At 70.0% G+C, this 24,331-nt stretch carries 22 protein-coding genes; 10 read left to right on the top strand and 12 right to left on the bottom strand.

Annotated elements, in window-relative coordinates; genetic code table 11:
- Positions 1-636: PepSY-associated TM helix domain-containing protein (locus tag MKK54_RS19415; RefSeq protein WP_244013239.1), on the bottom strand; the 636-nt coding region annotated here is incomplete at its 3' end.
- 154 nt (positions 637-790) lie between these two features.
- Positions 791-3,118 (bottom strand): TonB-dependent siderophore receptor, encoded by a 2,328-nt coding sequence (locus MKK54_RS19410; RefSeq protein ID WP_409564211.1) that lies wholly within the window; start codon positions 3,116-3,118, stop codon positions 791-793.
- 305 nt (positions 3,119-3,423) lie between these two features.
- Between MKK54_RS19410 and MKK54_RS19405 the strand changes: the two genes are divergently transcribed.
- A complete protein-coding gene (locus MKK54_RS19405) occupies positions 3,424-3,840 on the top strand; it encodes a cupin domain-containing protein (protein WP_244013237.1) in 417 nt (138 codons plus the stop codon).
- A 52-nt stretch (positions 3,841-3,892) separates the two neighbouring features.
- Here MKK54_RS19405 and MKK54_RS19400 read toward each other — a convergent pair whose 3' ends face one another.
- On the bottom strand, positions 3,893-4,462 hold the full coding sequence (locus tag MKK54_RS19400; RefSeq protein WP_244013235.1) for an SH3 domain-containing protein: 570 nt from the start codon (positions 4,460-4,462) through the stop codon (positions 3,893-3,895).
- A 346-nt stretch (positions 4,463-4,808) separates the two neighbouring features.
- Between MKK54_RS19400 and MKK54_RS19395 the strand changes: the two genes are divergently transcribed.
- Both MKK54_RS19395 and MKK54_RS19390 read left to right on the top strand, forming a co-directional pair.
- Entirely contained in the window at positions 4,809-5,813 is a 1,005-nt protein-coding gene (locus tag MKK54_RS19395; RefSeq protein ID WP_244013233.1) for a 2-hydroxyacid dehydrogenase, read from the top strand.
- Between the two features lie 144 nt (positions 5,814-5,957).
- Positions 5,958-7,001 carry a sensor histidine kinase gene (locus MKK54_RS19390; protein WP_244013231.1) on the top strand — a complete coding sequence of 348 codons (1,044 nt, stop codon included), beginning with the start codon at positions 5,958-5,960 and terminating at the stop codon, positions 6,999-7,001.
- 44 nt (positions 7,002-7,045) lie between these two features.
- Here MKK54_RS19390 and MKK54_RS19385 read toward each other — a convergent pair whose 3' ends face one another.
- Complete coding sequence (locus MKK54_RS19385; RefSeq protein WP_244013229.1) at positions 7,046-8,026, bottom strand: quinone oxidoreductase family protein; 981 nt, start codon at positions 8,024-8,026, stop codon at positions 7,046-7,048.
- A gap of 82 nt (positions 8,027-8,108) precedes the next feature.
- Here MKK54_RS19385 and MKK54_RS19380 point away from each other — a divergent pair, with 82 nt between their 5' ends.
- Both MKK54_RS19380 and MKK54_RS19375 read left to right on the top strand, forming a co-directional pair.
- The gene (locus tag MKK54_RS19380) at positions 8,109-8,459 is read left to right on the top strand and encodes an ArsR/SmtB family transcription factor (RefSeq protein WP_244013227.1); all 351 of its coding nucleotides are present in this window, start codon (positions 8,109-8,111) and stop codon (positions 8,457-8,459) included.
- Between the two features lie 143 nt (positions 8,460-8,602).
- Positions 8,603-9,025, top strand: coding sequence for a SufE family protein (locus MKK54_RS19375; RefSeq protein WP_244013225.1), 423 nt, complete (start codon positions 8,603-8,605; stop codon positions 9,023-9,025).
- A 43-nt stretch (positions 9,026-9,068) separates the two neighbouring features.
- Here MKK54_RS19375 and MKK54_RS19370 read toward each other — a convergent pair whose 3' ends face one another.
- Together MKK54_RS19370 and MKK54_RS19365 are read right to left on the bottom strand one after the other, a co-directional pair.
- A complete protein-coding gene (locus MKK54_RS19370) occupies positions 9,069-9,974 on the bottom strand; it encodes a DUF6456 domain-containing protein (RefSeq protein ID WP_244013223.1) in 906 nt (301 codons plus the stop codon).
- Between the two features lie 156 nt (positions 9,975-10,130).
- Positions 10,131-10,565 carry a MucR family transcriptional regulator gene (locus MKK54_RS19365; protein WP_244013220.1) on the bottom strand — a complete coding sequence of 145 codons (435 nt, stop codon included), beginning with the start codon at positions 10,563-10,565 and terminating at the stop codon, positions 10,131-10,133.
- A 573-nt stretch (positions 10,566-11,138) separates the two neighbouring features.
- Between MKK54_RS19365 and MKK54_RS19360 the strand changes: the two genes are divergently transcribed.
- Positions 11,139-13,292, top strand: coding sequence for a S9 family peptidase (locus MKK54_RS19360; RefSeq protein ID WP_244013218.1), 2,154 nt, complete (start codon positions 11,139-11,141; stop codon positions 13,290-13,292).
- Between the two features lie 176 nt (positions 13,293-13,468).
- On the opposite strand, the gene MKK54_RS19355 is transcribed toward MKK54_RS19360, so the two are convergent.
- Positions 13,469-15,157: a methyl-accepting chemotaxis protein gene (locus MKK54_RS19355; RefSeq protein WP_244013216.1), complete on the bottom strand. Its 1,689-nt coding sequence runs from the start codon at positions 15,155-15,157 to the stop codon at positions 13,469-13,471.
- 292 nt (positions 15,158-15,449) lie between these two features.
- Positions 15,450-16,076, bottom strand: coding sequence for a thiol:disulfide interchange protein TlpA (gene tlpA / locus MKK54_RS19350; protein WP_244013214.1), 627 nt, complete (start codon positions 16,074-16,076; stop codon positions 15,450-15,452).
- Between the two features lie 48 nt (positions 16,077-16,124).
- Between tlpA and argH the strand changes: the two genes are divergently transcribed.
- The 3 genes from argH (at position 16,125) to MKK54_RS19335 (ending at position 18,755) form a co-directional block, all read left to right on the top strand.
- Complete coding sequence (argH, locus tag MKK54_RS19345) at positions 16,125-17,510, top strand: argininosuccinate lyase (protein ID WP_244013212.1); 1,386 nt, start codon at positions 16,125-16,127, stop codon at positions 17,508-17,510.
- Positions 17,511-17,600: 90 nt separating this feature from the next.
- Positions 17,601-17,933 carry a hypothetical protein gene (locus tag MKK54_RS19340; protein WP_244013210.1) on the top strand — a complete coding sequence of 111 codons (333 nt, stop codon included), beginning with the start codon at positions 17,601-17,603 and terminating at the stop codon, positions 17,931-17,933.
- A 102-nt stretch (positions 17,934-18,035) separates the two neighbouring features.
- Positions 18,036-18,755, top strand: coding sequence for an invasion associated locus b family protein (locus MKK54_RS19335; protein WP_244013208.1), 720 nt, complete (start codon positions 18,036-18,038; stop codon positions 18,753-18,755).
- 249 nt (positions 18,756-19,004) lie between these two features.
- Here the strand turns inward: MKK54_RS19335 and MKK54_RS19330 are convergent, their stop codons facing one another.
- Positions 19,005-19,814 (bottom strand): enoyl-CoA hydratase/isomerase family protein, encoded by an 810-nt coding sequence (locus MKK54_RS19330; protein WP_244013206.1) that lies wholly within the window; start codon positions 19,812-19,814, stop codon positions 19,005-19,007.
- 108 nt (positions 19,815-19,922) lie between these two features.
- A complete protein-coding gene (ppk2, locus tag MKK54_RS19325) occupies positions 19,923-20,840 on the bottom strand; it encodes a polyphosphate kinase 2 (protein ID WP_244013204.1) in 918 nt (305 codons plus the stop codon).
- A 160-nt stretch (positions 20,841-21,000) separates the two neighbouring features.
- Here ppk2 and MKK54_RS19320 point away from each other — a divergent pair, with 160 nt between their 5' ends.
- A complete protein-coding gene (locus tag MKK54_RS19320) occupies positions 21,001-21,129 on the top strand; it encodes a TFIIS helical bundle-like domain containing protein (RefSeq protein ID WP_244013202.1) in 129 nt (42 codons plus the stop codon).
- Between the two features lie 36 nt (positions 21,130-21,165).
- Here MKK54_RS19320 and MKK54_RS19315 read toward each other — a convergent pair whose 3' ends face one another.
- Together MKK54_RS19315 and MKK54_RS19310 are read right to left on the bottom strand one after the other, a co-directional pair.
- Positions 21,166-22,791 carry an ABC-F family ATP-binding cassette domain-containing protein gene (locus MKK54_RS19315; protein WP_244013200.1) on the bottom strand — a complete coding sequence of 542 codons (1,626 nt, stop codon included), beginning with the start codon at positions 22,789-22,791 and terminating at the stop codon, positions 21,166-21,168.
- A 145-nt stretch (positions 22,792-22,936) separates the two neighbouring features.
- Positions 22,937-24,130 carry a patatin-like phospholipase family protein gene (locus tag MKK54_RS19310; RefSeq protein WP_244013197.1) on the bottom strand — a complete coding sequence of 398 codons (1,194 nt, stop codon included), beginning with the start codon at positions 24,128-24,130 and terminating at the stop codon, positions 22,937-22,939.
- Between the last annotated feature and the right edge of the window lie 201 nt (positions 24,131-24,331).

Here is a 24,331-nt window from a genome sequence, read left to right as displayed (position 1 = left end):
CAGCGCGAGGGTGACGATGCCCGTGTAGGTGATCATGAGGTGGAAGGGCAGGGCGAGCACGCCGGTGACGTTGTGGGCGTCGAGCCAGCCGCGCTGGGCCGCCTTGTCCCGCCGGAAGGTGAAGAAGTCCGCGAAGATGCGGCGATGCGTGATCACGCCCGAGATCAGCGCCACCAGCATGATCATGGCGCAGAGGCCCACGATCCAGCGGCCCCAGAGCGGGGGCATGTGCAGCTCGAAGTGGAAGCGATAGAGGAAGTCGCCGCCCCGGGTGTCGCGGATCACCGCCGGCTCACCGGTCGCGGGGTCGAGACGCGCCTGCCCCGGCGGGGTGCCGGGCCGGGTCCGCCAGAACAGGTCGACGACCGGGTGGTCCGGCTGCGGCAGGCCGATGAACCAGGTCCGCGCCCTGCCCGCGTGGGTTTTCAGGTGCGCGACGCCGAGTTCGGCCGCACGCGCCATCGCGTCGGGCGAGAACGGCGCGGCCCGTTCGAGTTCCGGCCGCATCCAGCGGGAGATGTCGGCGCGGTAGTAGCTCGCCGTGCCGGTGACGAAGACGGCCAGCAGCACCCAGCCGACGATGAGGCCGGACCAGGTGTGGAGCCAGGCCATCGCCTGACGGAACGTCTGTCCCATGCATCCTCCTAGGGGGCCGACTCGCGAGGGCCGGTGCGCGCGGCGGCCATGGGGGATGCCGGTGCGCCGCGAGACAGGTGTCGAGCCGGGCCGTGCGATCCACCGACCCGATGCCACAGGTCGGTGTTCCGCCGTCCCGGCGGCTTCGAGGCGCTTACCAGCGGTAGCGCAGGGTGGCGTAGACGGTGCGCGGCAGGCCGTAATAGCAGCCCGAATAGGTGAAGCAGCCGGTGACGTACTGCTCGTCGAGGAGGTTCTGGGCGTTCAGCTGCATGGTGAAGCCCTGGAGCGTCGGGTCGATGTACTTCAGGTCGTAGGACGCAACCGCGTCGAGGAGCACGCTCGCGGGCACCTTGAAGCTGTTGGCCGGATCGCCCCAGGACGGCCCGAGGTAGCGCACGCCGCCGCCGAGTTCGAACCCGATGAGCGGACCGTCGGTGAAGCGGTAGGTCGCGAACGCCGAGGCCGTGGAATCCGGCACCTGCACCGGGCGCCGGCCGAGGAGCGGCACGGTGGCGCCCGTCAGCGCGTTCCGGGTGGTCGTGATGTCCGCCGTGTTGCGGATGTCGAGGAGCGAGAAGCCGCCGATCAGCGTCAGGTTCTCGTCGAGGTTCGCCCGTGCCTCGAACTCGATGCCCTGGACGCCGACTTCGCCCGTCTGCAGCACGAAGCCCCGGTTGTTCGGGTCGGTCTGCGTCGCGTTCGAGCGCCGGATGTCGAAGGCGGCCGCCGTGAGCAGGATGTCGGTGCCGGGCGGCTGGTACTTGATGCCGGCCTCGTATTGGTTGCTGGAGATCGGGTCGGGAATGCGCCCGGCCGTCCCGAAGGTGGTGTCGAAGATCCGGCCGGTGACGATCGGCTCGAAGGCCTCGCTGTAGGAGACGTATGGCGCGATGCCGCTGTCGAACAGGTAGAGCAGGCTCGCCCGGCCCGTGAAGGCGTCGGAGGGGACGTTCTGGTTGGCGACGGCGCCCGTGGCGATGGTCCGGGTCGGACCGGACTGGCGGGCGACGTCGTAGCGGCCGCCGAGGGTCAGGACGAGGCGGTCGAACTTGATCTGATCCTGGAAGTAGACGCCGGTCTGCTCGGAGGTGATGCGCGCATCCGCCGTGAAGGCCGGGAAGGCGACGTTCATCGCGTAGTTCGGGTTCAGCAGGTTCTGGCTCGGCGCCAGCACGAACGGTCCCGACAGGGTCCGGGTCTCGAAGGTCCTGTGGTCGACGCCGACGAGGGCCGTGTGGGCGAAGATCCCGGTGTCGAAGGTCGCCACCGCGTTGCTGTCGATGGTGTAGGCGTCGATGCCGACCTTGGTGCCGCCGACGAACCGGCTGAGGATCGGGCCGCTGGTGAAGGGGCCGTTCAGGGTGTCGTCGAAGTTCGTGTAGACGCTGCGGTAATCGCCCTCGGTGCGCAGGTAGCGGCCGGCGGAGTGGAAGCGCAGGTTCTCGTTCACCCGGTGGTCGAAGATGTAGCTGATCGAGGCCTGGGTCCGGTCCGAGCGCTCGATGGTGCGGTCGCCGTCGTAGAAGTCGACCGGCAGGCGGCCGATGAAGCCGTTGCCGAAGTTGCGCTTGAACAGCGAGCCCACCGCCGGGACGCCGCCGTAGAAGCCCGAGAAGGGATCGCGCTGGTAGTTGCCGATGATGGTGAGCGAGGTGTCGCTCGAGGGCCGCCAGGTCAGGCTCGGATTGATGAAGAAGCGCTCGACCTGGGTCGTCACCGCCGGGCCGTCGCCCTTCCAGCCGAGGCCGACGACGCGATAGGCGAACTGGTCGGCGAGCGGACCGGCCTCGGCGGGGATCGGGCCGCCGACGTCGAAGCCGCCGCGCACCTCGTTGAAGCCGCCGCCCTGGGCGAAGATCTCGCCGTGCTGGGTGAAGCGCGGCACCTTGGAGACGAAATTCACGATGCCGCCGGGGCCCGACTGGCCGTAGAGCACCGAGGCCGGGCCCTTGATGATGTCGATCCGCTCCACCCGGAAGGGATCGATGGAGGGGCCGGCGTCGCGGCTGCCGGGCAGGGGCAGGCCGTCGAGGAAGAGCGGGGCCGAAAAGCCGCGGATGTAGAACTGGTCGAGGCGGGTGGCGCCGGCGCCGCCGCGCTGCTCGGTGGTGACGCTCGGCGTGTAGCGCAGGGCCTGGTTCAGGGTCAGTGCGTTCTGGTCCTGGAGCTGCTTGCGTCCGATGACCGAGACCGATTGCGCGGTCTCGACGATCGGCGTGTCGGTCTTGGTGCCGACGCGGCTCTGCGTCGCCACGTAGCCGGGCACCGGGCCGACCGCGCCGCCGGGCTGGCTGCCGGCCGCGTTCCGGCCGGTGCCGATGCCTTCCACCGAAAGGGTGTCGAGGGTCACCGTGTGGTTGGCATCCTGCGCCCAGGTGGCCGTCAGGCTGAAGCCGGTCCAGGTAACGCCGGACAACAGCGTCAGAATCAGCCCGCAATGCAGGATTTCACCGGCGCGACGAGAGGAAAGAGGCAACATAAAACAGGACACAGCCAAGACCATTCGTGGGAATACGCGAGCGGTTTCGCAGGATCGAGAGAGGCATACTGCCTGCAACCGATCGATGTCTTGGCAGGATTCATAATATGCATGCAAGGCATATGTTTTTTACTTATTCTAACGTGGATGTGAACAGTCGAGGACGAGCGACCGGGTTCGCTAATCCGCGTCCGGGAAAAAAGAAATCGGCTGTTTCAAAAATGCCGCGCGGCCGCGCGGCGCGGCGCGCCGTTTTCCGCTAGGCTGTGAGCCGGCGAAACGGGACCGGGATCCAGGAGACTTCCATGAACGACGAAAGCCTCACGGCACACGGTGTCTTCGACGTCGCGGAGCAGGCCGGGCGCCTGCCCGAGACCTGCGACACCATGGTGGCGGATCACCGCTTCACCGACGACCCGGCGGCGAGCGCCCGGGTCTTCCGGGTCTACCATCCGACCCCGCCGCACAGCCACGCCACCTGCGACGAGTACCTCTATGCCCTGTCGGGCCGCTGCCTGATGAAGTTCGGCGACGAGGCGCCGGTCGAGGTCGGCCCCGGCAAGCTGGTGTTCTTCAAGCGCGGCGTGGTGCACTCGGTGCCCGAGCTCCTGGAGCAGCCGATGGTGTTCCTCTCGGTCGACACGCCCCGGCGGGAACCCCGCGACATCCGCTTCGTGACCGACGGCACGGGCACGCCGGACACCTTCATGCGGCAATCCTGACGCCACGCCCGGCGGGACTTCCGCCGGCGAGGCCGAAGGGCCGCGCGCGGGTCTACTCGACCCGTTCGTTCGGGTAGACGCCCCAGAGCCGGTCCTGGCGGATGTAGCCGTCGACGTCGCCGCGCTTCTGCGGCAGGGCGACGACGACCCGGCACCAGGTGCCGGTGCAGCTCTTCACGCTGCCGATCACGCCAGCCTGGAGGCGCGCCTCCTCGCCCGAGCCCTCGTCGGCCTTGGCGTAGAGCGGCACGGCCGCCTTCTCGGGGGTCTTGTCGGTCCCCTTGGCCGCCGTGACGACGGAGGTGCGGCGCCCCGAGAGCAGGGAGTGCAGCACCCAGCCCTCGGTGCCCTCCGAGTCGCGGATGCGGCGCCAGGTCTCGAACTCCGCCACGATCTCGATCGGCAATCCGGCGCGCTGGAACACCCAGAGGGTGCGGTGATCCTTCGAGGGCCCCTCGCGCAGGTTCACCCGGTCGGTCTTCAGGCTGGCGTAGCGTGGCAGCGGCAGCTTCGTCACCGGCCCCAGGGCGACGTCCGGCCCCGCGCCAGGCGCCGGGGCGGCCCCGGCGAACCCGGAGGTGAGGGTGAGGGCGGCGGTCAGGATGAGGGCAGGCGCGCGCATCGTCCGGTGTCCTTGACGCTGGCCGGTGCGGTCGCGGCCGATGGGGCCGACGGGCTCCGGCGTGCATTGTGTTCCGTGGTCTCTCTGCTAGAGAGGCCCACAGGGTCGAGAGGGTTCCGGGATCGCCACAGCCGTCCGGCTGGCGGCCAGGATGTCTCGCGGTTCGGTCGTCTCGAATGTCTTGACCGGTGCGTGGTTAACGCGCGGTAAGCTCGCGGCGTCGTCCATCCCCTCGGACCTCGAGCCGGAAACCGGCCGCGTCCGATGACGGGTGTGGCCGATCGCGTTCGCGGTGAGCCTCCGCAGGGTCGAGAGTTCGCAGGGCAAGAGTCCGCAGGGAGGGTGCATGTCGTCGTTGAAGCGCAAGCCGCTCGTGGTCGTCACGCGGCGTCTGCCCGAGGTCGTCGAGGCGCGGATGCGCGAACTCTTCGAGATCCGGCTCAACACCGACGACGCCGCGATGGCGCCCGACGCCCTGATGGCGGCCATGCGCGAGGCGGACGTCCTCGTGCCGACCGTGACCGACGAGATCGATGCGGGCCTCCTCGCTCAGGCCGGACCGAATCTCCGGCTGATCGCGAATTTCGGCAACGGCGTCGATCACATCGACGTGGCCGCCGCCCTGGAGCGCGGCATCACCGTCACCAACACCCCCGGCGTCCTCACCGAGGACACGGCCGACATGACCATGGCGCTGATCCTGGCGGTGGCCCGGCGCGTGACCGAGGGCGCCCGCATCATCCCGGAGGATGCCTGGACCACAGGCTGGTCGCCGACCTGGATGCTCGGCCGCCGCATCACCGGCAAGCGCCTCGGCATCGTCGGCATGGGCCGGATCGGACAGGCCCTGGCACGCCGCGCCAAGGCCTTCGGCCTGCAGATCCACTACCACAACCGCCGCCGGGTGCCTGGCCAGATCGAGCGCGATCTCGACGCGACCTACTGGGAATCCCTCGACCAGATGCTGGCGCGCGTCGACATCGTCTCGGTGAACTGCCCGCACACGCCCGCGACCTACCACCTGCTCTCCGCCCGCCGCCTCAAGCTCCTGAAGCCCGAGGCCGTGGTGGTGAACACCGCGCGCGGCGAGGTGATCGACGAGACCGCGCTCGCCCGCCTGATCGAGGCCGGCGAGATCTCGGGCGCGGGGCTCGACGTGTTCGAGCAGGAGCCCGCCGTGAGCCCGCGCCTCGTCAAGCTGGCCCGCGCCGGCAAGGTCGTGCTCCTGCCGCATATGGGCTCGGCCACCCACGAGAGCCGCGTCGACATGGGCGAGAAGGTCATCATCAACATCAAGACCTTCATGGACGGGCACCGCCCGCCGGACCGCATCCTGCCCAGCATGCTCTGAGCGCGACGCTCCGCCCCGGTCCCGGAGCCGGGCGGAGCTATGCACCGCCTTCACGGCGCGGGATCGGAACGGGGCCATCCCCGGCACGTTGACCGGCGCTGGCCATGGGTGGGCCGATGCTTGGAACCGGTGGATCGGAGTAACATGGCCGCGGACACACCGTCGACCGAGGCGGCATCGGTGAGTGGAATGGGGTACGGCGAGTTCCGGCGTTTCGCGGATTTCGTGCCCCTGATGATGTGGCGCGCCGACCGGCAGGGGGCGGCCGTCCATCACAACGAATCCTGGCTCGCCTTCACGGGCCGTTCCCCCGACGAGGAGATCGGGCACGGCTGGCGCCGCGGCCTCCATCCGGACGATCTCGAGCGGCACGCCGCCATCGTGGCCAAGGCCTTCGCCGCGCAGGAACCGTTCACGGCGGAGTTCCGCCTGCGCCGGCACGACGGCGCCTACCGCTGGCTCCTCGACACGGCCAAGCCTCTCCGCGAAAACGGCGGCTTCGCCGGCTTCATCGGCACCTGCTTCGATATCACCGACCGCAAGCACGCCGAGGAGCATTCCGAGCGTGCCCTGGTGGAGAAGGAGGCTCTGCTCGCCGAGGTCTATCACCGGGTCCGCAACAACCTTCAGGTCATGGTCAGCCTGATCGGCCTCTACGGCCGCGCCGCGCCGGCGCCCTGCCGGGGCAGCTTCGAGGCCCTGGGCCAGCGGGTACGCGCCATCGCGCTGGTGCAGCAGCACCTGCACGAGGCGCCGCACATCGCCTCCATCGACCTGCGGGATTATCTGCACCGGCTCGCCTCCGGCCTCGGTCAGTTGCGCCGGGCCGGGCGCATCGGCGTCGCCGTCGGCGGCACCGGCACCAGCCTCGTCGAACCGCGCACCGCCAACGCCCTCGGCATGATCGTGGCCGAGGTGGTGTCCGAATGCCTCGACACCACCGCCGAGACCGTGGCCTGCGCCATCGACATCCGGATCGACGCCGAGGCCGGCGGGCCGGTGCGCCTCAGCATCGTCTCGGGCGCCGGGGACGGCACCGCGCCGGGCCGGCTCGAGGTGCCCAATCTCGGGCCCCGCCTGATCGCGGCCTACGCCTCCCAGGCCGAGATCGCGGTCCGGGGCGTCGGCACGCTGGCCGAGCCCTTGGAACTGCAGCTCCCCGAGGTCCTGGTCCGGCCCTCGGCCTGATTGGTTTCGCGACCGGTCGCATCCCGGTTCGGGATGCGAGCCGCCTACGGCGTGATGAGCAACGCACCGCCGAATCGGCGCGCCTCGGCGGCCATGTGCGCCTCTACGATCGCGTCGAGTGGGAATCGCCCGCCGATATCGACCCTCACATGGCCGAGAGCGATGGCCTCGAACAGGTCGGCCGCATTGGCGCGGAAGGTCGCCGGGTCGGCGTTGTGGGGAAAGACGGAGGGGCGGGTCAGGAAGAGGCACCCCTTCTTGTTGAGGAGTTCGGGGTCGATCGCGGGCGCCTTGCCGGAGGCCGCGCCGTAGCAGACCACCAGACCGAAGGGCGCCGCGCAATCGAGCGACCGGACCAGGGTGTCCTTGCCCACCGCATCGTAGACGACACGCGCCTTGCGGCCGCCGGTCGCCGCCAGGAAGGCCTCGGGCCAGTCGGGGTCGTTGAGGTCGACGACCGCCGCGCAGCCGGCCGCGAGCGCCGCTTCGCGCTTCTGCGGCGTGCCCGTGGTGCCGATCACGACCGCGCCGAGCGCGGTCGCCCAACGGGTCAGGATCTGCCCGACTCCGCCGGCGGCCGAATGCACGAGCAGCAGGTCGCCGGGCCGCACCGCGTGCGTCTTGCGGAGCAGGTACTGGGCCGTCATGCCCTTGAAGAGCAGGGTCGCCGCCGCCGCGTCGCTGACCGTGTCCGGCAGCGCGACGAGCTTGTCGGCGGGAACGTTCCGAAGATCCGCATAGGCGCCGACGCCCGCGTTCATGTAGGCGGCCCGGTCCCCGACCCGAAGGCCGGTGACACCCGAACCGAGCGCGTCGACCACGCCCGCCGCCTCGAAACCGAGGCCGGTCGGCAGGGGCAGCGGATAGATGCCCTTGCGCTGGTAGGTGTCGATGAAGTTGAAGCCGATGGCCGTCTGGCGCAGCCGGACCTCGTCCGGCCGCGGTTCCGGAAGTGCCTCGGTCACCAGCGACAACACGTCCGGCGATCCGAATTCGGTGAGGGTGACGACGCGTCTCGTCAGCATCGGGGTTTGCCTCCGTTGAGATGGTGTCGCATTGCGTGCACGAGACGAGGTACGATGCAAGGCATACCTGACGGATCTCGCGATGGCGGACGAACTCGATCACCCGACCCCCGAGGCGATGGACCTGGGCGCGATCTTCGCGGCCCTGGCCGATCCGCTGCGCCGCCGGGTCGTCCTGACGCTGGCGGCGGACCCCGATGGGGTGCGTCACTGCAGTTCCTTCGAACTGCCCGTCGGCAAGGCCACGCGCACGCATCATTTTCGTGTCCTGCGCGAGGCCGGGCTCATCCATCAGGTCGATCAGGGCAACAGCCGCACCAACCGGCTTCGGGTCGCGGACCTGCGCCGGCGCTTTCCCGCCCTCGTCGACCTTCTTCTCGCGGAGGCCCGGTCCCAGGCGCCCCGGGAGCGCGACGTCGCCGATTCGACCTGAGCCTCGCGCCGAACCGGATACCTTCGCGGATCGAGAGGCGGGCCGGATATCGGCGAGGCGGGATCACCCAGGATCGTATTGTCCTGTCGATGGCCTATATGCGGGGGAGAGATCCCGACGCGAACGAGCCCCGCCCGTCCATCATGCTGCCTCCCATCGAGACGATCATCGACAATTTCGGCATCCTCGACGAGGGGCCGGATCGCTACGAGTACCTGATCGAACTCGGCCGCGCCCTGCCGGAATTCCCGGCGGAGCTGCTCACCGAGGAGAACCGCGTCCATGGCTGCGAGAGCCAGGTCTGGGTGGACTCGCATGTCGACCGCTCCGAGGCGCCGCCCCGGTTGCACCTGCGCGGGACCAGCGACTCGGTGATCACGAAAGGGTTGATCGCCCTGGTGATGGCTCTCCACGACGGGAAGACGCCGCAGGACATCGCGAAGGTCGATGTCTTCCAGGTGTTCAAGCAGATCGGCCTCGGCGCGCATCTCACGTCGAAGCGTTCCAACGGCGTGCGGGCGATGGCGGAGCGCATCCACCGGGATGCGATCCGCCTCGCGGCCTGACGGGCGGCCAGCCCCGCTTCGGGCTCGGGGATTCCGGTCCGGTTCAGGCTCCCTCGCGCCACAGCCGCAGGCGGCCGCGCTCCGGCCCGACCGCCTCGCGCTCCAGGCCGTAATGCTCGGCGAGGCGCGCCAGCGCGATCCGGGCCACGACCTTGGCCGAGCGCGCCGGCCAGCGCCGCTCCGCCTCGATCCGCTCCAGGCCCTTGAGGAAGCCGCACAGGTCGATCAGCAGGCCCGAGAGGTCGTTGCCGACGGCGCCCAGCGCCGCGCGCACCCGTTGGCGCGCCGCCAGCATCGCGTCGGAGCCCGCGCTCGGGTCGCGCGGGCCCGATCCGTCCACCGAGACGCCGCTCCAGTCCTGGCCCATCCGGGGCATCAGCGAGGCGACCGTGAGATCGCGGCGCAGGCGCTCGCCCGCCTCGAAGCAGGCGGCATCGATGAGCGGAACGCCGTCGCGGCCGCGGCGCCGGGCCATCCAGGCCAAGGGGCTTTCGGAGGCATCGCGCAACGGGCGATCCGGCTCGGGCGCGTCTCCGACGAGGTCGAGGTGCTGGGCGAGGTAGGGGCTCTGCGTGCCGGCCTGCTCGCGGCGCAGGCGTGCCCGCCCCGCCGGGCTGATCGTCAGGCGCGCCCGGCGTCCATCGGCCTGTTCGGCGAGGTCGGTGGCCAGAAGCTCCGCGCCCGCATCCTGGCTGAACCGACCACCGCCGAGCGAGACGCCCACACCGCCCTCGCGCAGGATCCAGCCCTCGGGGCCGGTCGGATCGGCGAGCGCGTAGGCCCCCTCGCCGGAGAGGGCGCGGAGCAGACGGGCCGCGTCACGCCCGAGGGATTTGGGTCGGGGAAGCTCGGATGGAGATGTCGGCCGGGCCGGCGGCTTTCGGCGGGACGCGGTGTCGCGCCGTCCCAGGTCCACGATCGTCGATGCGGGATGCCGAACGATGTTCATGATATGTTCCATTACACACGACAGCGGCACCGGGTGCCGCACACCGATGGTAAGGGAAAAATATCCTAGATCAAGGCTTGACGGGTTTTTCCACGGGGCGCCGGCTTCGAGTGAGCCCGCGAAGGGGGCACCCGAAGCCGCGCGCGGCGTGTCCGATCAGGCGGCTTCGTCGTAGTTCCCGTTGCGGGTCTGGCCCAGGCCGATGGCCTTCGCGAGATCGGAGCGGGCCTTGGCGTAGTTCGGGGCGACCATCGGGTAATCGGGCGGCAGGCCCCACTTGGCGCGGTACTGCTCCGGGCTCATGTCATACTTCGCCCGCAGGTGGCGCTTGAGCGACTTGAAGGTGCGGCCGTCCTCGAGGCAGACGATGTGGTCGGCCGTGATGGACTTCTTCACCGCGATCGCGGGCTGCAGCGGGGCGGTGCTGACCTTCGTCTCGACCTGACCGCTCGCGACCTGGGTCAGCGCGCTGTGGATGCGGGTGATCAGCTGGGCCAGCTCGCCGGGGGGAACCGGGTTGTTGCTCACGTAAGCGGACACGATGTCGACGGTCAGCTCGACATAGTCCGCGGAATGTTCGATGTCGTTCATAATCGGAAGAGCTCTCCTTAACGCGACGCAAGCCTGGGCATCCAAGCACCCGAGCGTTTCCATATCGGTCGGTGCCCGGTGCCGGAATGGAAACGGCCGCCTTACCCCATCACTCACATGCGCAGTACGGTACGCAGCGACTTCGCCCGCCACCATATCTGGATAGGATATTCCTGATGATGTCGCAAGACGGTATCCAGCATCTCCGGTAAACTTGAACAACAGGAAAGAACAATATTTCCAGCGGTCGGGTTCTCGATGGCATTCGCGGCCCGCATTGCAGTCCAGTTGGATAGGACCAGAGGGCGGATTGCCGCATCCGGCATCCTCGGCGCCCGCGCTCTCCGCTTCCGGAACGCTTGCCTGCGGGCGAGGCAAGCGGCACATGACGGGAACAGATCAGGGTTCGATTGGACTGGCCCAGGCTGAAATTCGAGCGCGTAAGAAGACGGGTCTTAAAAAACGCCGATCGGGTCGACGTCCGAGCCGGAAAATCTTGCACACAATGGAATTTCGGCAGGATACGCCCGAAGATCCGATGATTCTTTCACGACAGTTCCAGGATTATACCCAATGACACGTCTCCAGACTGCCATCACAGTTTCCTCGGCGGCACCCGTGGCCGACGTGCGGCCGCACACCGAAACCGTTCACGGGCACGTGCTGGCGGACGACTATTCTTGGTTGAAGGCCGAGAACTGGCGCGCTGTGTTGAAGGACCCGGCCGCGCTGCCGGCGGATATCCGGGCCTGCCTGGAGGCGGAGAACGCCTATTCAGAGGCGGCGCTGGCCGAGACCGCGACCTTGCGGAAAGCCCTGGTCGCCGAGATGCGCGCGCGCATCCGCGAGGACGACAGCAGCGTTCCGGAGCCGGACGGCCCCTTCGCCTACTACACCCGCCACCGCGAGGGCGGGCAGCACCCCCTGGTCTGCCGGCGCCCGCGCACGGTCGTGGTGATTCCCGGCCAGGGCGCCGAGACCGCCGCCGATGGCGGTCCCGAAGAGGGTGAGGTCGTCCTCGTGGACGGCGACCACGAGGGGAAGGGCCTCGCCTTCTTCGAGATCGCGGCGGCGGTGCATTCCGACGACCACCGGCTCCTCGCCTGGAGCGCCGACGCCAAGGGCTCCGAACTCCACACCATCCGGGTGCGCGATCTCGAGAGCGGCCGCGACGGCGAGGACCGCATCGAGGCCACCACCGGCGAGGTGGTCTGGACCGCCGACGGGGGCGCCTTCTTCTACGTCGCCGTCGACGACAACCACCGCCCCGCCCGCGTCATGCGCCATCGCCTCGGCACCGGGCAGGAGGCCGACACCCTCGTGTACGAGGAGGCGGATTCCGGATTCTTCGTGCATATCGAGGAGACCCAGTCGGGCGACTACCTCGCGATCACGGCCTCCGACCACGAGACCTCCGAGGTGCATCTCCTCGACCGGCGTCTGCCCGAGGCCGACCTCACGGTGGTGCAGCCGCGCCAGCCCCTGCTGATCTATTCCGTGGAGAACTGGGCGAACCACCTGTTCATCCTCACCAACGCCGACGGCGCCGAGGATTTCAAGATCGTCACCGCGCGGGTGGAGGCGCCCGGCCGCGAGAACTGGACCGACGTCATCGCCCATCGCCCCGGCGTGATGATCCGCCACCAGCACGTCATCGCGGACCACCTCGTCCGGCTGGAGATCGAGAATGCCCGCCCCCGCATCGTCGTGCGCGACACCCAGGGCAGCGAGCACGTGGTGGCCTTCGCCGAGGAGGCCTATTCGCTCAGCCTCCAGCCCGGCCACGAATTCGAGACGACGGTGATCCGCTTCACCTACTCGTCCATGACCACGCCGGCCGAGACCTACGACTACGATTGCGTCACCCGGGCGCGGCAGCTGCGCAAGCGCCAGACCGTGCCGAGCGGGCACAAGCCCGAGGACTACGTCACCCGGCGCCTGTTCGCCACGGCGCCGGACGGCGAGACCGTGCCGATCTCCCTGCTGCACCGGCGCGACTGCCCCCTCGACGGGACGGCTCCGCTGCTGCTCTACGGCTACGGCTCCTACGGCACGCTGATGCCGGCGGCCTTCCGCACCAACCTGCTCTCGCTGGTCGATCGCGGCTTCGTCTACGCCATCGCCCACGTGCGGGGTGGCACCGAGAAGGGCTGGCGCTGGTACCTCGACGGCAAGCGCGAGAAAAAGCCCAACACCTTCACGGATTTCGTCGCCTGCGCGCGCGCGCTGATCGAGGCGCGCTACACCGCGCAGGGGCGCATCGTGGCGCATGGCGGCTCGGCCGGCGGCATGCTGATGGGGGCGGTGGCCAACCTCGCGCCGGAGCTGTTCGCCGCCATCGTCGCCGACGTGCCCTTCGTCGACGTGATGAACACCATGCTCGACGGCGACCTGCCCCTGACCCCGCCGGAATGGCCCGAATGGGGCAACCCGCGCGAGAGCCTGGCGGCCTTCGAGACCATCCTGGCCTACTCGCCCTACGACAACGTGCGGCCCCAGGCCTATCCGGCGATCCTGGCGCTCGGCGGCCTCACCGACCCGCGCGTGACCTACTGGGAGCCGGCCAAATGGGTGGCCCGCCTGCGCGCCACCATGACGGGCGGCGGCCCGATTCTCCTGCGGATCAACATGGAGGCCGGACACGGGGGCGCGGCCGGCCGCTTCGACCGCCTGGAGGAGGTCGGTCTGATCCAGGCCTTCGCGCTGCTCGCCGTGGGCAAGGCGTGACGCGACCGGCCTGAATCCTCTCGCGCCGAAGCGAGCACCGGTTCGGCGCGAGAGGGGGGCGACAAGGACCGAGAGCGGTATCCGACGCCGCCTCGCCCGCGCCGCGGATCAGCGTCCAGGAGCCCCGGTCCGCCTCCGTCCGCACGGGATGGTTCCCGCATTCGACCGCGTGAGGTTCAGGCGGCCCGGATGGTGGCGAGGAAGTGCGCGACCTGGCCGCCGAGGTGCTCGGACTGGTGCGAGAGCGCGGAGGCCGAGGCCAGCACCTGGGCGGCGGCGGCACCCGTCTGCTCGGCGGCCCCGGCGACGCCCGAGACGTTCCGAGTGACCTCGCCGGTGCCGATCGAGGCCTGGGCCACGTTGCGCACGATCTCCTGGGTCGCCGCGCCCTGCTCCTCGACGGCCGCCGCGATCGACGCGGCGACGTCGCTGATCTCGCGGATGCGGCCGGTGATGCCGCCGATGGCATCCACCGCTTGGCCCGTGGAGGCCTGGATGCGGCCGATCTGACCGGTGATCTCCTCGGTGGCCCGCGCCGTCTGGTTCGCGAGTTCCTTGACCTCCGCCGCGACCACCGCGAAGCCGCGTCCCGCCTCGCCGGCCCGCGCCGCCTCGATGGTGGCGTTGAGCGCCAGCAGGTTGGTCTGGCCCGCGATGGTCGAAATCATCGCCACCACGTCGCCGATCCTCTGGGCGGCCTCGCTGAGGTCGCGCACGAAGGCCGCTGTCTGCCCGGCCTCGGTCACGGCCTCGCGCGAGAGGCTGGCCGAACCCTGGACCTGGCGGCCGATCTCGTCGACGGAGGAACCGAGTTCCTCGGCGGCGGCGGCCACGGTGGTGACGTTCGCCGAGGCCTGATCGGCGGCGGCGGCCACGGACACGGATCGTTGCGCCGTCTCGCTGGCATTGGCCGACATGCTGCGGGCGGTATCCTGCAACTGCGCCGCCGCCGTCCCGACCTGCGCGACGATGCCGCCCACCGCGACCTCGAACCGGTCGGCGAGGCCCTGCATCGTCTCCCGGCGGAGAGCCTCGGCGCCGGCACGCGCCGCCTCGGTCTCGGCCTCCAGGGCACGGGTGCGGACGATGTTGTCCTTGAACACCTGGACGGCGCCCGCCATCGCGCCGATCTCGTCGCCGCGTCCCACGCCCGGTACGGTGATCCCCGTATCGCCGTCCGCCAGCCAGCCCATCGCGTCGGTCATGCGGCGCAGGGGGCGGCTGACGCCGAGGCTGAGGCCCACGGCGGCCCCGGCCGCGATCAGCAGCGCGATGCCGACCAGGATCATTGTGGTGAGAAGGGCGGTGTCGTAGGTGGCCTGAGCCTGCGCGCCGCTGGCGCTGGCGCTAAGCTCCTCGCGCTCGACGAGCTTCTGCAGCGCGCCGAGAACGGCGTTGATGCGGGTCGACATCTCGGTGTTGTAGGTGCGCTGCGCGCTGGCGAGGTCCCCCGCCTGCGCCTGCGCGACAATGCCCGCCTGCAACGTCCGGTAGGCCGTCCATTCGGCCTCGAAGGTCGCGTAGAGGGCTCGGGAATCCGGATCGGCGGGAAGTTTCGCGTAGGCCGCCTGGACCGCCTGCATCTCGGCCTCGCGCTTGGCGAGGGTGGCGGAGACGTCGCCGCGCGCCGCCGGCGTGTCGGCCGTGATGAGGCGGCCGCCATTCACGCGCTGACGCAGGACGAGGACCTGGAGCTTGCCCAGGAGCTGCACGTTCGGCAGCCGCTCGTCGCGCATCTCGCGGGCCACCGCGTTCACCGCGCGAAGCTGCATCAGCGCCGATCCGCCGATCCCCGCCACGAGCAGGAAGACGAGCCCGAAGCTCAGGAACAGCTTCGTCCGAATGGACAACGTGCCGAGGGACATGATGCGGGGAACCGGTTTCTGGGAACAGAAACCGACGATGTCCCGCGAAGATTAAGATTTATCCAAACTCGTCTACCAACCGCTTGCCATGCGGATCACTTGCCGGCCAAGCATCGATGCCTTCGCATCAACGTAGAGAGGTATCCGATCTATTGCGGAAGAGGCAGGAAAATTCACGATCCGGCCACTGACATCTCGGCGTGGATGTTTCGTGATGCAGCCTGGCGCTGCGCATCGAGCAACCCCTGCGAGCGATGCGTCCGGATCGGTGCCTCGAAGGAAGTCGTCCCGTTCAATCCCGTCCGAGGGCCGCCGCGATCAGCCGGACCCCGTCGGCGCTGTCCCATTCGGCCGGGCCCTTCATCACGCCCAGCGTGCAGCCCTGCCCGTCGACGAGGAGGGTGGTGGGCAGGCCGAGGGAGCCGGTGGCCTTTTGGACCGCCGGCAGCACGCGCCCGCCCGGATCGGCGTAATAGGCGAGCCGGGCGATGCCGTTCTGCTTCAGCCAGGCGGCGGGCGCGTCGAGGTTGCGAGTGTCGACGTTGATCGCCATCACGGAGAAATCCGCTCCGCCGAGTTTCCCCTGGAGGCGGTCGAGGGCCGGCATCTCCGCCTTGCAGGGCGCGCACCAGGTCGCCCACAGGTTCACGAGGCGCAGGCCCTTCACGCCGTCGAGGCGCGCCTCGGCCCCGTCCGGTCCCCGAAAGGCGAGGGCGGGGGCGGGCACCGGCACCGGCGCGACCTCGAGGGCCGCGACCTGCCCGCGCGCCAGGGGCGCGATCCGTGCCGCGGTCCCGGCCGACCCGGCGCAGGGGCCGGTGGAGTTGCCGCCGGTCGAGCCCGTCCCGTATACGGCAAGCCCCGCGAGCGCGGCGACGAGGGCGGCCCCGGCGATCAGCGCCGATCTGCGGCCGGGCATCATCGTTGCGTCCGGGCGGGCAGGGCGGCTGGAAGGACGTTTGAGAACATGAGCAACCGGATGTGGGGCGGGCGCTTCGCGAGCGGCCCCGCCGAGATCATGGAGGAAATCAACGCCTCCATCGGGTTCGACAAGCGCCTCGCGCCCCAGGACATCCGCGGCTCGCTGGCGCATGTGGCGATGCTGGGGCAGGCGGGAATCCTGCCCTCCGCCGATGTGGCCGCGATTCAAGACGGTCTCAAGGCCGTGCGCGACGAAATCGAGGCCGGCGGCTTCGTCTTCAAGCGCGAACTCGAGGACATCCACATGTCCGTCGAGAGCCGGCTGACCGAGATCGTCGGCCCGGCGGCCGGGCGGCTGCACACCGCGCGCTCGCGCAACGACCAGGTCGCCACCGACATGAAGCTCTGGGTGCGCGATACCCTCGACAGCCTCGACGCCCAGGCCGCCGACCTCCAGCGGGCCCTGGCCGAGAAGGCGCTCGCCCACGCCGCGACGGTGATGCCGGGCTTCACCCACCTGCAATCGGCCCAGCCCGTGACCTTCGGGCACCATTGCCTCGCCTACGTGGAGATGCTGGGGCGCGACCGCGGCCGGTTCCGCGATGCCCGCGCCCGCCTCAACGAGTGCCCCCTGGGGGCCGCGGCGCTCGCCGGCACCTCGTTCCCGATCGACCGGCACGCCACCGCCGCGGCGCTGGACTTCGATCGGCCGACCGCGAACTCCCTCGATTCGGTGGCCGACCGCGACTTCGCCCTGGAATCCCTCGCCGCCGCCTCGATCTGCGCCGTCCACCTCTCGCGCTTCGCCGAGGAACTGGTGGTCTGGACCTCGGCCCAGTTCAACTTCGTCAGGCTGTCGGACGGCTACACCACCGGCTCGTCGATCATGCCGCAGAAGCGCAACCCGGATGCGGCCGAGCTGGTGCGGGCCAAGTCTGGCCGCGTCATCGGCGCGCTCACGGGCCTGCTCATCGTGATGAAGGGCCTGCCGCTCGCCTATTCGAAGGACATGCAGGAGGACAAGGAGGGCACCTTCGACGCGCTCCAGGCCCTCTCCCTCTGCCTCGCCGCGATGACCGGCATGGTGCGCGACCTGGAGCCCAACGCCGAAGTGCTCGCCCGCGCGGCCGGCTCCGGCTACGCCACCGCCACGGATCTGGCCGATTGGCTGGTGCGCGAACTCGGCCTGCCGTTCCGCGAGGCCCATCACGTCACCGGCCGCCTCGTCGGCGCGGCCTCCGGCCGCAACGTCGGTCTCGAGGAGCTCTCGCTCGCCGAGATGCAGGCGGCGGAGCCCCGGATCACGGATGCGGTCTACGCCGTGCTCGGCGTCGAGAACTCGGTGTCGAGCCGCACCAGCTACGGCGGCACCGCTCCCGACAACGTGCGGCAGCAGGCCGCGCGCTGGCTCGCCGCCCTCGCAAACGCCTGAACTGAAGAACGCGGCCCGGGGCAGGTGCGTTCACGGCTCAGCTATGTGATGCTGTGTAGGACCCGACCCGAGCCCTTCGGAGATCTTCCCATGCCTGCCGACAGCTGGATTGCGCCGGACGACGTCCCCGCCCTCGCGGCCGAAGCCATCGCGCGGATCGACGGGACCCTGAGCCGCCTGACCGACACCGATCGGGACGCGTTCTGGGCCTCCGTGCGCAAATGCTACAACACCCCCTACAACGACCCGAAGCCGCGCGCGCTGCCGCGGGTTCGGGATCTTGCACCTGACTTGGCGCCCGTGGCGCCGGAACCGCAGGCGGCCCAGGCGGAGGCGTCCACGGGGCTCGGGGCGGCGCTCTCGGCGGCCCTGGCCGCCATACCAGTTCCGGGCGCGTTCCCGTCCGAGGCCCACGCCGTCTAGGACCGGCCTCGCCACCCGCCTCGAAACCGGCGCGGGCGGGCGCCGCAATTCCGGACGCTCGACCGGGTCTTCCGGCCCGGCGACGTCGTGTAAGGGTCTTCCATGCTTCCTGTTCTGCCGCGCGGATTCCGGCTCGGAGCCGCCACGATCGTCCTGGCGGGTGTCCTGGCCGGTGCGCTTCCCGTCCTCCCGCTGCCCCACCCCCTCGCCCATCTCCTCGGCGTCGCGCCCGCCCTGGCGCAGGAGGCCGCGCCCGCGGAGGCCGAGGCGCCCGGCAAGAAGCGTCGGCGCGGCCGTGAGAAGAAGGCGGCCGTGACCGCGCCGGGCATGCAGCAGGCGACCCCCGTGGCGATCTTCGGCGACTGGAACGTCTTCGCCAACGGCCAGGGCAAGACACGGGTGTGCTACGCCATCGCGCAGCCGCAGGTCCGTTCCCCCAAGACGTTGAAGCGCGACACGGCCTACCTCTTCGTGACCGTGCGCAAGGCCGAGAACGTCGCCAACGAGGTGGCGGTGATGCTGGGCTTCCCGGCCAAGCCCGCGAGCAGCCAATCGGCCGGCAATTCTCCCAAGGCCAATGCGGGCCCGGCCCCCACCGACCCGACGCTCAACCTCGGCGCCACCCGCTATGGCCTCGTCACCAAGGACAACAACGCCTGGCTCCAGAACCCGGCCGAGGAGGCCCGCGTGGTCGCCGAGATGGCCCGCACGCCCAAGCTCCTGGTCAAGACCACCTCGATGCGCGGCAACCCGACCCAGGACGATTACGCCCTCGCCGGCTTCGGCGAGGCGATGAAGCGCGCCCGCGAAGAGTGCAAGTGAGACCGGACCTCGATGAGCCTAACGCATCGAGGTCTATGCGTGTTGCGCCCGATCGCTTCCGGTCGAACCCGCTCCACCAGATGCCGGGACCAGACATCCAGCCGACCCTTCGAGGTCTGTCGCCGCTTCGATCGAGACCCCCGCGGAGGTCCCAATCCGTGCGAGCGTTTCGGTGGGCCTGGGCCATCGTCCGAGACCGTCGCCGCTTGATCAAAGCGGGGACGGTCTCGGGCATCGGGCCGACGGTTCCTACCGCCCGGTCCAGTTCGGCGGGCGCTTGGCGAGAAACGCCTCCATGCCCTCGCGGAAATCCGCGCTGGTGTAGCAGAGGCGGATGAGGTCGTCGCCGGGACGCGCGTCGCCCGCGTCGTCCGCGTCTTGGAGGCGGCGCAGTCCCTCCTTGGTGGCCCGCAGGGTGAGCGGCGCGTGGCCGGCCATCAGGGTCGCGAGGGCCGTGGCGCGGGCCGCCAGCGCCTCGGCGTCGGGCACCACCTCGCCGACGAGGCCGATGGCCAGGGCCTCCTCGGCGCCGACGAGGCGGGCGGTGAAGATCATGTCCTTGACGCGCCCCGGGCCGATCAGGGCCGAGAGCCGGCGCAGGTTGGCCAGGGAAAGGCAGTTGCCGAGCGTCCGGGCGATGGGGAAGCCGAGCCTCGCGTCGCGGGTGGCGAGGCGCAGGTCGCAGGCGGTGGCGATGGCCGCGCCCCCGCCCGTGCAGGCGCCCGCGATCGCCGCGATGGTCGGCACGGGCAGGCGTTCCAGCGCGCCCATCACCCGGTCCATGAAGCGTTCGTAGTCGATCGCGTCTTGCGCGGTTTCGAGGCGCCGGAACTCCGCGATGTCGGTGCCCGCCGCGAAGGCCCGGGTTCCCGCGCCGGTGATGATCAGCGCCTTGATGCCCGGGTCGGCCGCGATCCGCGCGCAATGGTCGATCAGGCCCTGGTACATCGCGAAGGTGAGCGCGTTGCGCGCCTGCGGCCGGTTGAGGGTAAGGCGGGCGATGCCGCCCTCCGCCGCGTAGAGAATCGGGTCGGTGCGGGTTTCGTCGGAGAGCGTCATGGCGGGGTCCGGGCGTGGGGCGCGACGTGTCCGCCCCTCTCGCCCATCGGAGCCGCTCCGGGCAAGCGGGGACCGCCCGGAACACCCCCGGCTCAGAACACTTGCCGCTCAGAACACCTGCGGCACGAACATCTCGGCCGGCACCGGATGGCGGGTGTAGTCGTCGTGGCGCTCGCGCTCCGGCAGGTGGACGGGCGGATGCTCGACGTCGCCGTAGGGGATCTGCGCCAGCAGGTGGCTGATGCAGTTGAGGCGGGCGCGCTTCTTGTCCACCGCCTCGACCACCCACCACGGCGCCTCCGGGATGTGGGTGCGGGCCAGCATGTCCTCCTTGGCCTTGGTGTAATCCTCCCAGCGGCGGCGGGACTGCACGTCCATCGGCGAGAGCTTCCACTGCTTCAGCGGATCGTGGATGCGCATGTTGAAGCGGAATTCCTGCTCCTCGTCGGTGATCGAGAACCAGTATTTCAGCACGATGATCCCGGATCGGATCAGCATGCGCTCGAATTCGGGCACCGAGCGGAAGAACTCCTCGACCTCGTCGGCCGAGCAGAAGCCCATCACGCGCTCGACGCCGGCGCGGTTGTACCAGGAGCGGTCGAACAGCACGATTTCGCCGGCCGCCGGCAGGTGCGTGACGTAGCGCTGGAAGTACCATTGCGTGCGCTCGCGCTCGCTCGGGGCCGGCAGCGCCGCGACGCGGCAGACGCGCGGGTTGAGCCGCTGGGTGATGCGCTTGATCACGCCGCCCTTGCCGGCGGAATCGCGGCCCTCGAAGATCACGACGACACGCAGCTTCTGGGCCTGCACCCAGTCCTGAAGCCGGACAAGCTCGTGCTGCAGGCGGAACAGCTCACGGAAATAGACCTTGCGGTCGAGGCCCGGCGGGCGGGCGGGCTGGCCGAGTTCGTCGGCCAGGCGCTCCAGGCGCTCGTCCTCCATCTCGAGTTCGAGTTCCTCGTCGAAATCGTCGGCGACTTCCCGGCGGATCGCCTCGACCTCCGCCGCCCGCTGTGCGCTGTCCATCCTGAGACCCATCCTGTCGAAGAGACCGGCGGGCTTAAATCACGGTTTCATGACAGGCCTGATACGGCCGCGCCCAGGGAACGCGCGCGGCCCCCTGCGGGTTGAAGGGCAAGCTGCGCCATTTCTCATCCGGCGCCCCACTGAACATGAGGGTCACACCATGAGCCTGATCGGACGCATCGTCACCAAGCTCCTCGGCAACGAGGACCGTCCCGTGGTTCGCGACGACCGCAACTACGAGTCGGGCACCCCGCTCGGACGCCTCGTGACCAAGATTCTTCGCAAGTAAGAGCCTTCGCGGATAAGGCTCGGCGATCCGGGCGGTTCAGGCCGCCCGGCGCTTGGGTTTCTTCTCGCGTCCCTGCCCGGGGGCGCGCTGGCCGGCACGAGTCCGGTCGAGCACGAATTTCGCGTAATCGTCCATGTCGCCGGGGAAGGGCTTCACGGTGTTGTCGGCCGCCAGCCAGAGCCGGTCCGCCACGAGTTCCATCAGCGAACGGTCGTGGGTGATGAGGATGACCGCGCCGCCGTAATCGTTGAGCGCGTCGAGGAGCGCCCGCCGGCTGTCGATGTCGAGGTGGTTGGTCGGCTCGTCCAGGATGAGCAGGTGCGGCGCCTGCATCGCCACGAGGTTGAGGAGCAGGCGCGCCCGCTCGCCGCCCGAGAGCGCGTCCACCGTGGTTTCCTGCTTGTCGAAGGCCAGCCCGAAGCTCGCGAGCTTGGCCCGCCGCGCGGATTCGCTGTCGTCGGGGCGCTCCCGCCGGATGATGGCCAGCGGCGTGTCCGTCGGATCGAGCGCCTCGATCTGGTGCTGGTGGAACCAGCCGACCTGCACCCGCCCCTCGCGCACCATGCGCCCGTCCCGCACCGCGAGCGCGCCCGCCGCCATCTTGGCGAAGGTCGACTTGCCGGCGCCGTTGACGCCGAGCAGCCCGATGCGGTCGTCGACGTCGAGAGTGAGGTTGAGGTCGCGCAGCACCGGCGCGTCGTCGCCGTAGGCGATGGTGGCGTCGGTGAGGTGCATCAGGGGCGGCGCCAGGGGGCGCTTGGGCGAGGGCAGGTGGAACGGGGCCACGTGCTCCTCGATCGTGGTGGCGATCGGCTCCAGCTTGGCGAGGCGCTTGACGCGCGACTGCGCCTGCGCGGCCTTCGAGGCCTTGGCCTTGAACCGGTCGATGAAGCTCTGGAGATGGGCGCGCTCGGCCTCCTGCTTCTGCTTGGTCGAGGCTTGCAGCCGCGCCTTCTCGGCCCGGCGCTTCTCGAAGTCGTCGTAGCCGCCCGTGTAGAGTTCGAGCTTGCCCCCGGCCACGTGCAGGATCGCGTCCACGGAGTTGTTCAGGAGTTCGCGGTCGTGGCTGATGATCAGGGCCGAGTGCGGGTAGCGCTTCAGCCGCGCCTCCAGCCAGAGGGCGCCCTCGAGGTCGAGGTAGTTGGTCGGCTCGTCGAGGAGCAGCAGGTCCGGCTCGGCGAAGAGCGCGGCGGCGAGCGCCACGCGCATGCGCCAGCCGCCCGAGAATTCCGCCATCGGCCGTGTCAGATCCTCCACCGAGAAGCCGAGACCCGCCAGGATCTCGCCGGCCCGCGCGGGCGCGCGGTCGGCGTCGATCTCGATGAGGCGGCCGTAGATCTCGCCCATCCGCTCGGGTTCGGCGGTCTCGAGTTCCGCGTTCAGGGCCTCGCGCTCGACGTCGGCGGCCAGGATCGTGTCGATGAGGCTCACCGGCGTCGCCGGGTGCTCCTGGTCGACGGAGGCGACGCGGGCGGTCTTCGGCAGCAGGATGGCGCCGCCGTCGGGCTGCAATTCGCCGAGGATGATCTTGAACAGGGTCGACTTGCCGACGCCGTTGCGGCCCACCAGTCCGACCTTGGAGCCGGGCGGCACCGCGACGCTGGCGCGGTCGAAGAATCGCCGGCCCCAGGCGCTGAAGGTGAGGTCTTCGATCTGGATCATGGGAGGGCTCGCCGGGATGAGGCACCGGAACGGACCCGGACACGCGGGGCAGCCTTACCGCACCGCACCATGCCGCGCGAGGGGGCGGCACGCAACCGGCCCCCTCGCGCCACGCGCCTCACTCAGTCGGCGAGGGGCTGTCCCATCACTGCGCGACGGCGACGGAGGCTCGGACCAGCGGCGCCACCGGAACGCTCTTGCGCCAGAACGTGCCGGTGCGGCCGGCGGCGTAGCCCGCCTCGTAGAGGCTGCGCATGTAGCCGGTGTCGAAGCCCCGCGCGGCCGTCGTGTTGGGCGCGGATTCGTCGATGTAGGCGAGGTTGAAGCCGATGCCGTTGTTGCGGGTGAAGGCGTAGGTCGAGGCCAGGGTGGCGCGGCTGCGGGCGCGGCTCGCCGTGGTGAACGCGCGCTCGACGATGGAGAGCGTGTTGTTCTGGGCGAGGTCGAATTCCGGCTCCAGGCGCCCGTTGATGATGACGTAGATGTCGGATTTGGCGCCCGCCTTGAAGCGGCCGTCGCGCAGCAGGAACGACTGGGGCAGGGTGAAGACCGGCGTCACCACCGAGCCGTCCACGTGCATCTCCTGGAAGGTCCGCTGCGCCGCCTGCACGTCGATCAGCTGGGGCGGGAACACCGCCGGGATGCTGGCGGACGCCGTGAGCACGTCGGTGAACAGGTCGAGGGCGGCCGGGCCGCCGCTGGTGGCGATGGCGCCCATGTTCCAGATCACGGCGCGCTGGGTGTCGAGGTTGGTGGTCACCACGAGGAGGCGGCGGCCCTTGGCGTGCTGGGCCGCGATCGCCGCCAGCAGATCGGGCGTGACGTAGCGGCGCACGAGGTTGCGCAGGCGCCCGTCTCCGAACAGCCCCGAGCCGAACAGCACGTTGGCGAAGCTCGGGGACTGCACCAGGGTCGAGGCGACGCCGCTGGTGTAGATGTCCTTCAGGTAGGCGTCGTATTCCGGCCCGACGAAGGCGAAGGGCGCGATGAGCGCCCCCGTCGACACGCCGGAGACCAGGGAGAATTCCGGGCGCTTGCCGGATTCCGTCCAGCCGTTGAGGATGCCGGCGCCGTAGGCTCCGTCGCCGCCGCCGCCCGAGAGGGCGAGGTAGGCGAAGGGCACCCGCTTGTTCTCGGGCCGCGCCGACATCTCGGTGAAGGTCTGCTCCGAGGCGTCCGCGTAGGCACGGACGGTCGGGTCCAGCCCCACCGGCACGGCGGCGGCGGCCTCGCTCGCGCTGTAGGGAATACGTGGCGTCGAGCCACAGGCGGCGAGCTGGCCGGCGAGGAGCAGGGCGACGAGGCCCCGCGACCATCCGAGACGACGCATGTTCGACATGTCCAATGCCACGATCTATGAGGCCCGACCCCGACGGGATCCTAGCACGGAAACGAGCTTGGCCGTTCGTGCGTTCCGGCGCCGCGTCGCGATGGCGCCCGTCTGTGGCATTCGGGCCGCAAAGGCGGGCCGCCGATCCCGCCTCGCGAAACCGTGAGGGCGGGTGCGGTCGATGAGACCGATTTCGACGTAGAATGAACT

This window comes from Methylobacterium sp. J-068 (assembly GCF_022829445.1).
GTDB lineage: Bacteria > Pseudomonadota > Alphaproteobacteria > Rhizobiales > Beijerinckiaceae > Methylobacterium.
The sequence above is the reverse complement of the archived record's forward strand: the minus strand, read 5'-3'. Positions and strand labels throughout refer to the sequence as shown.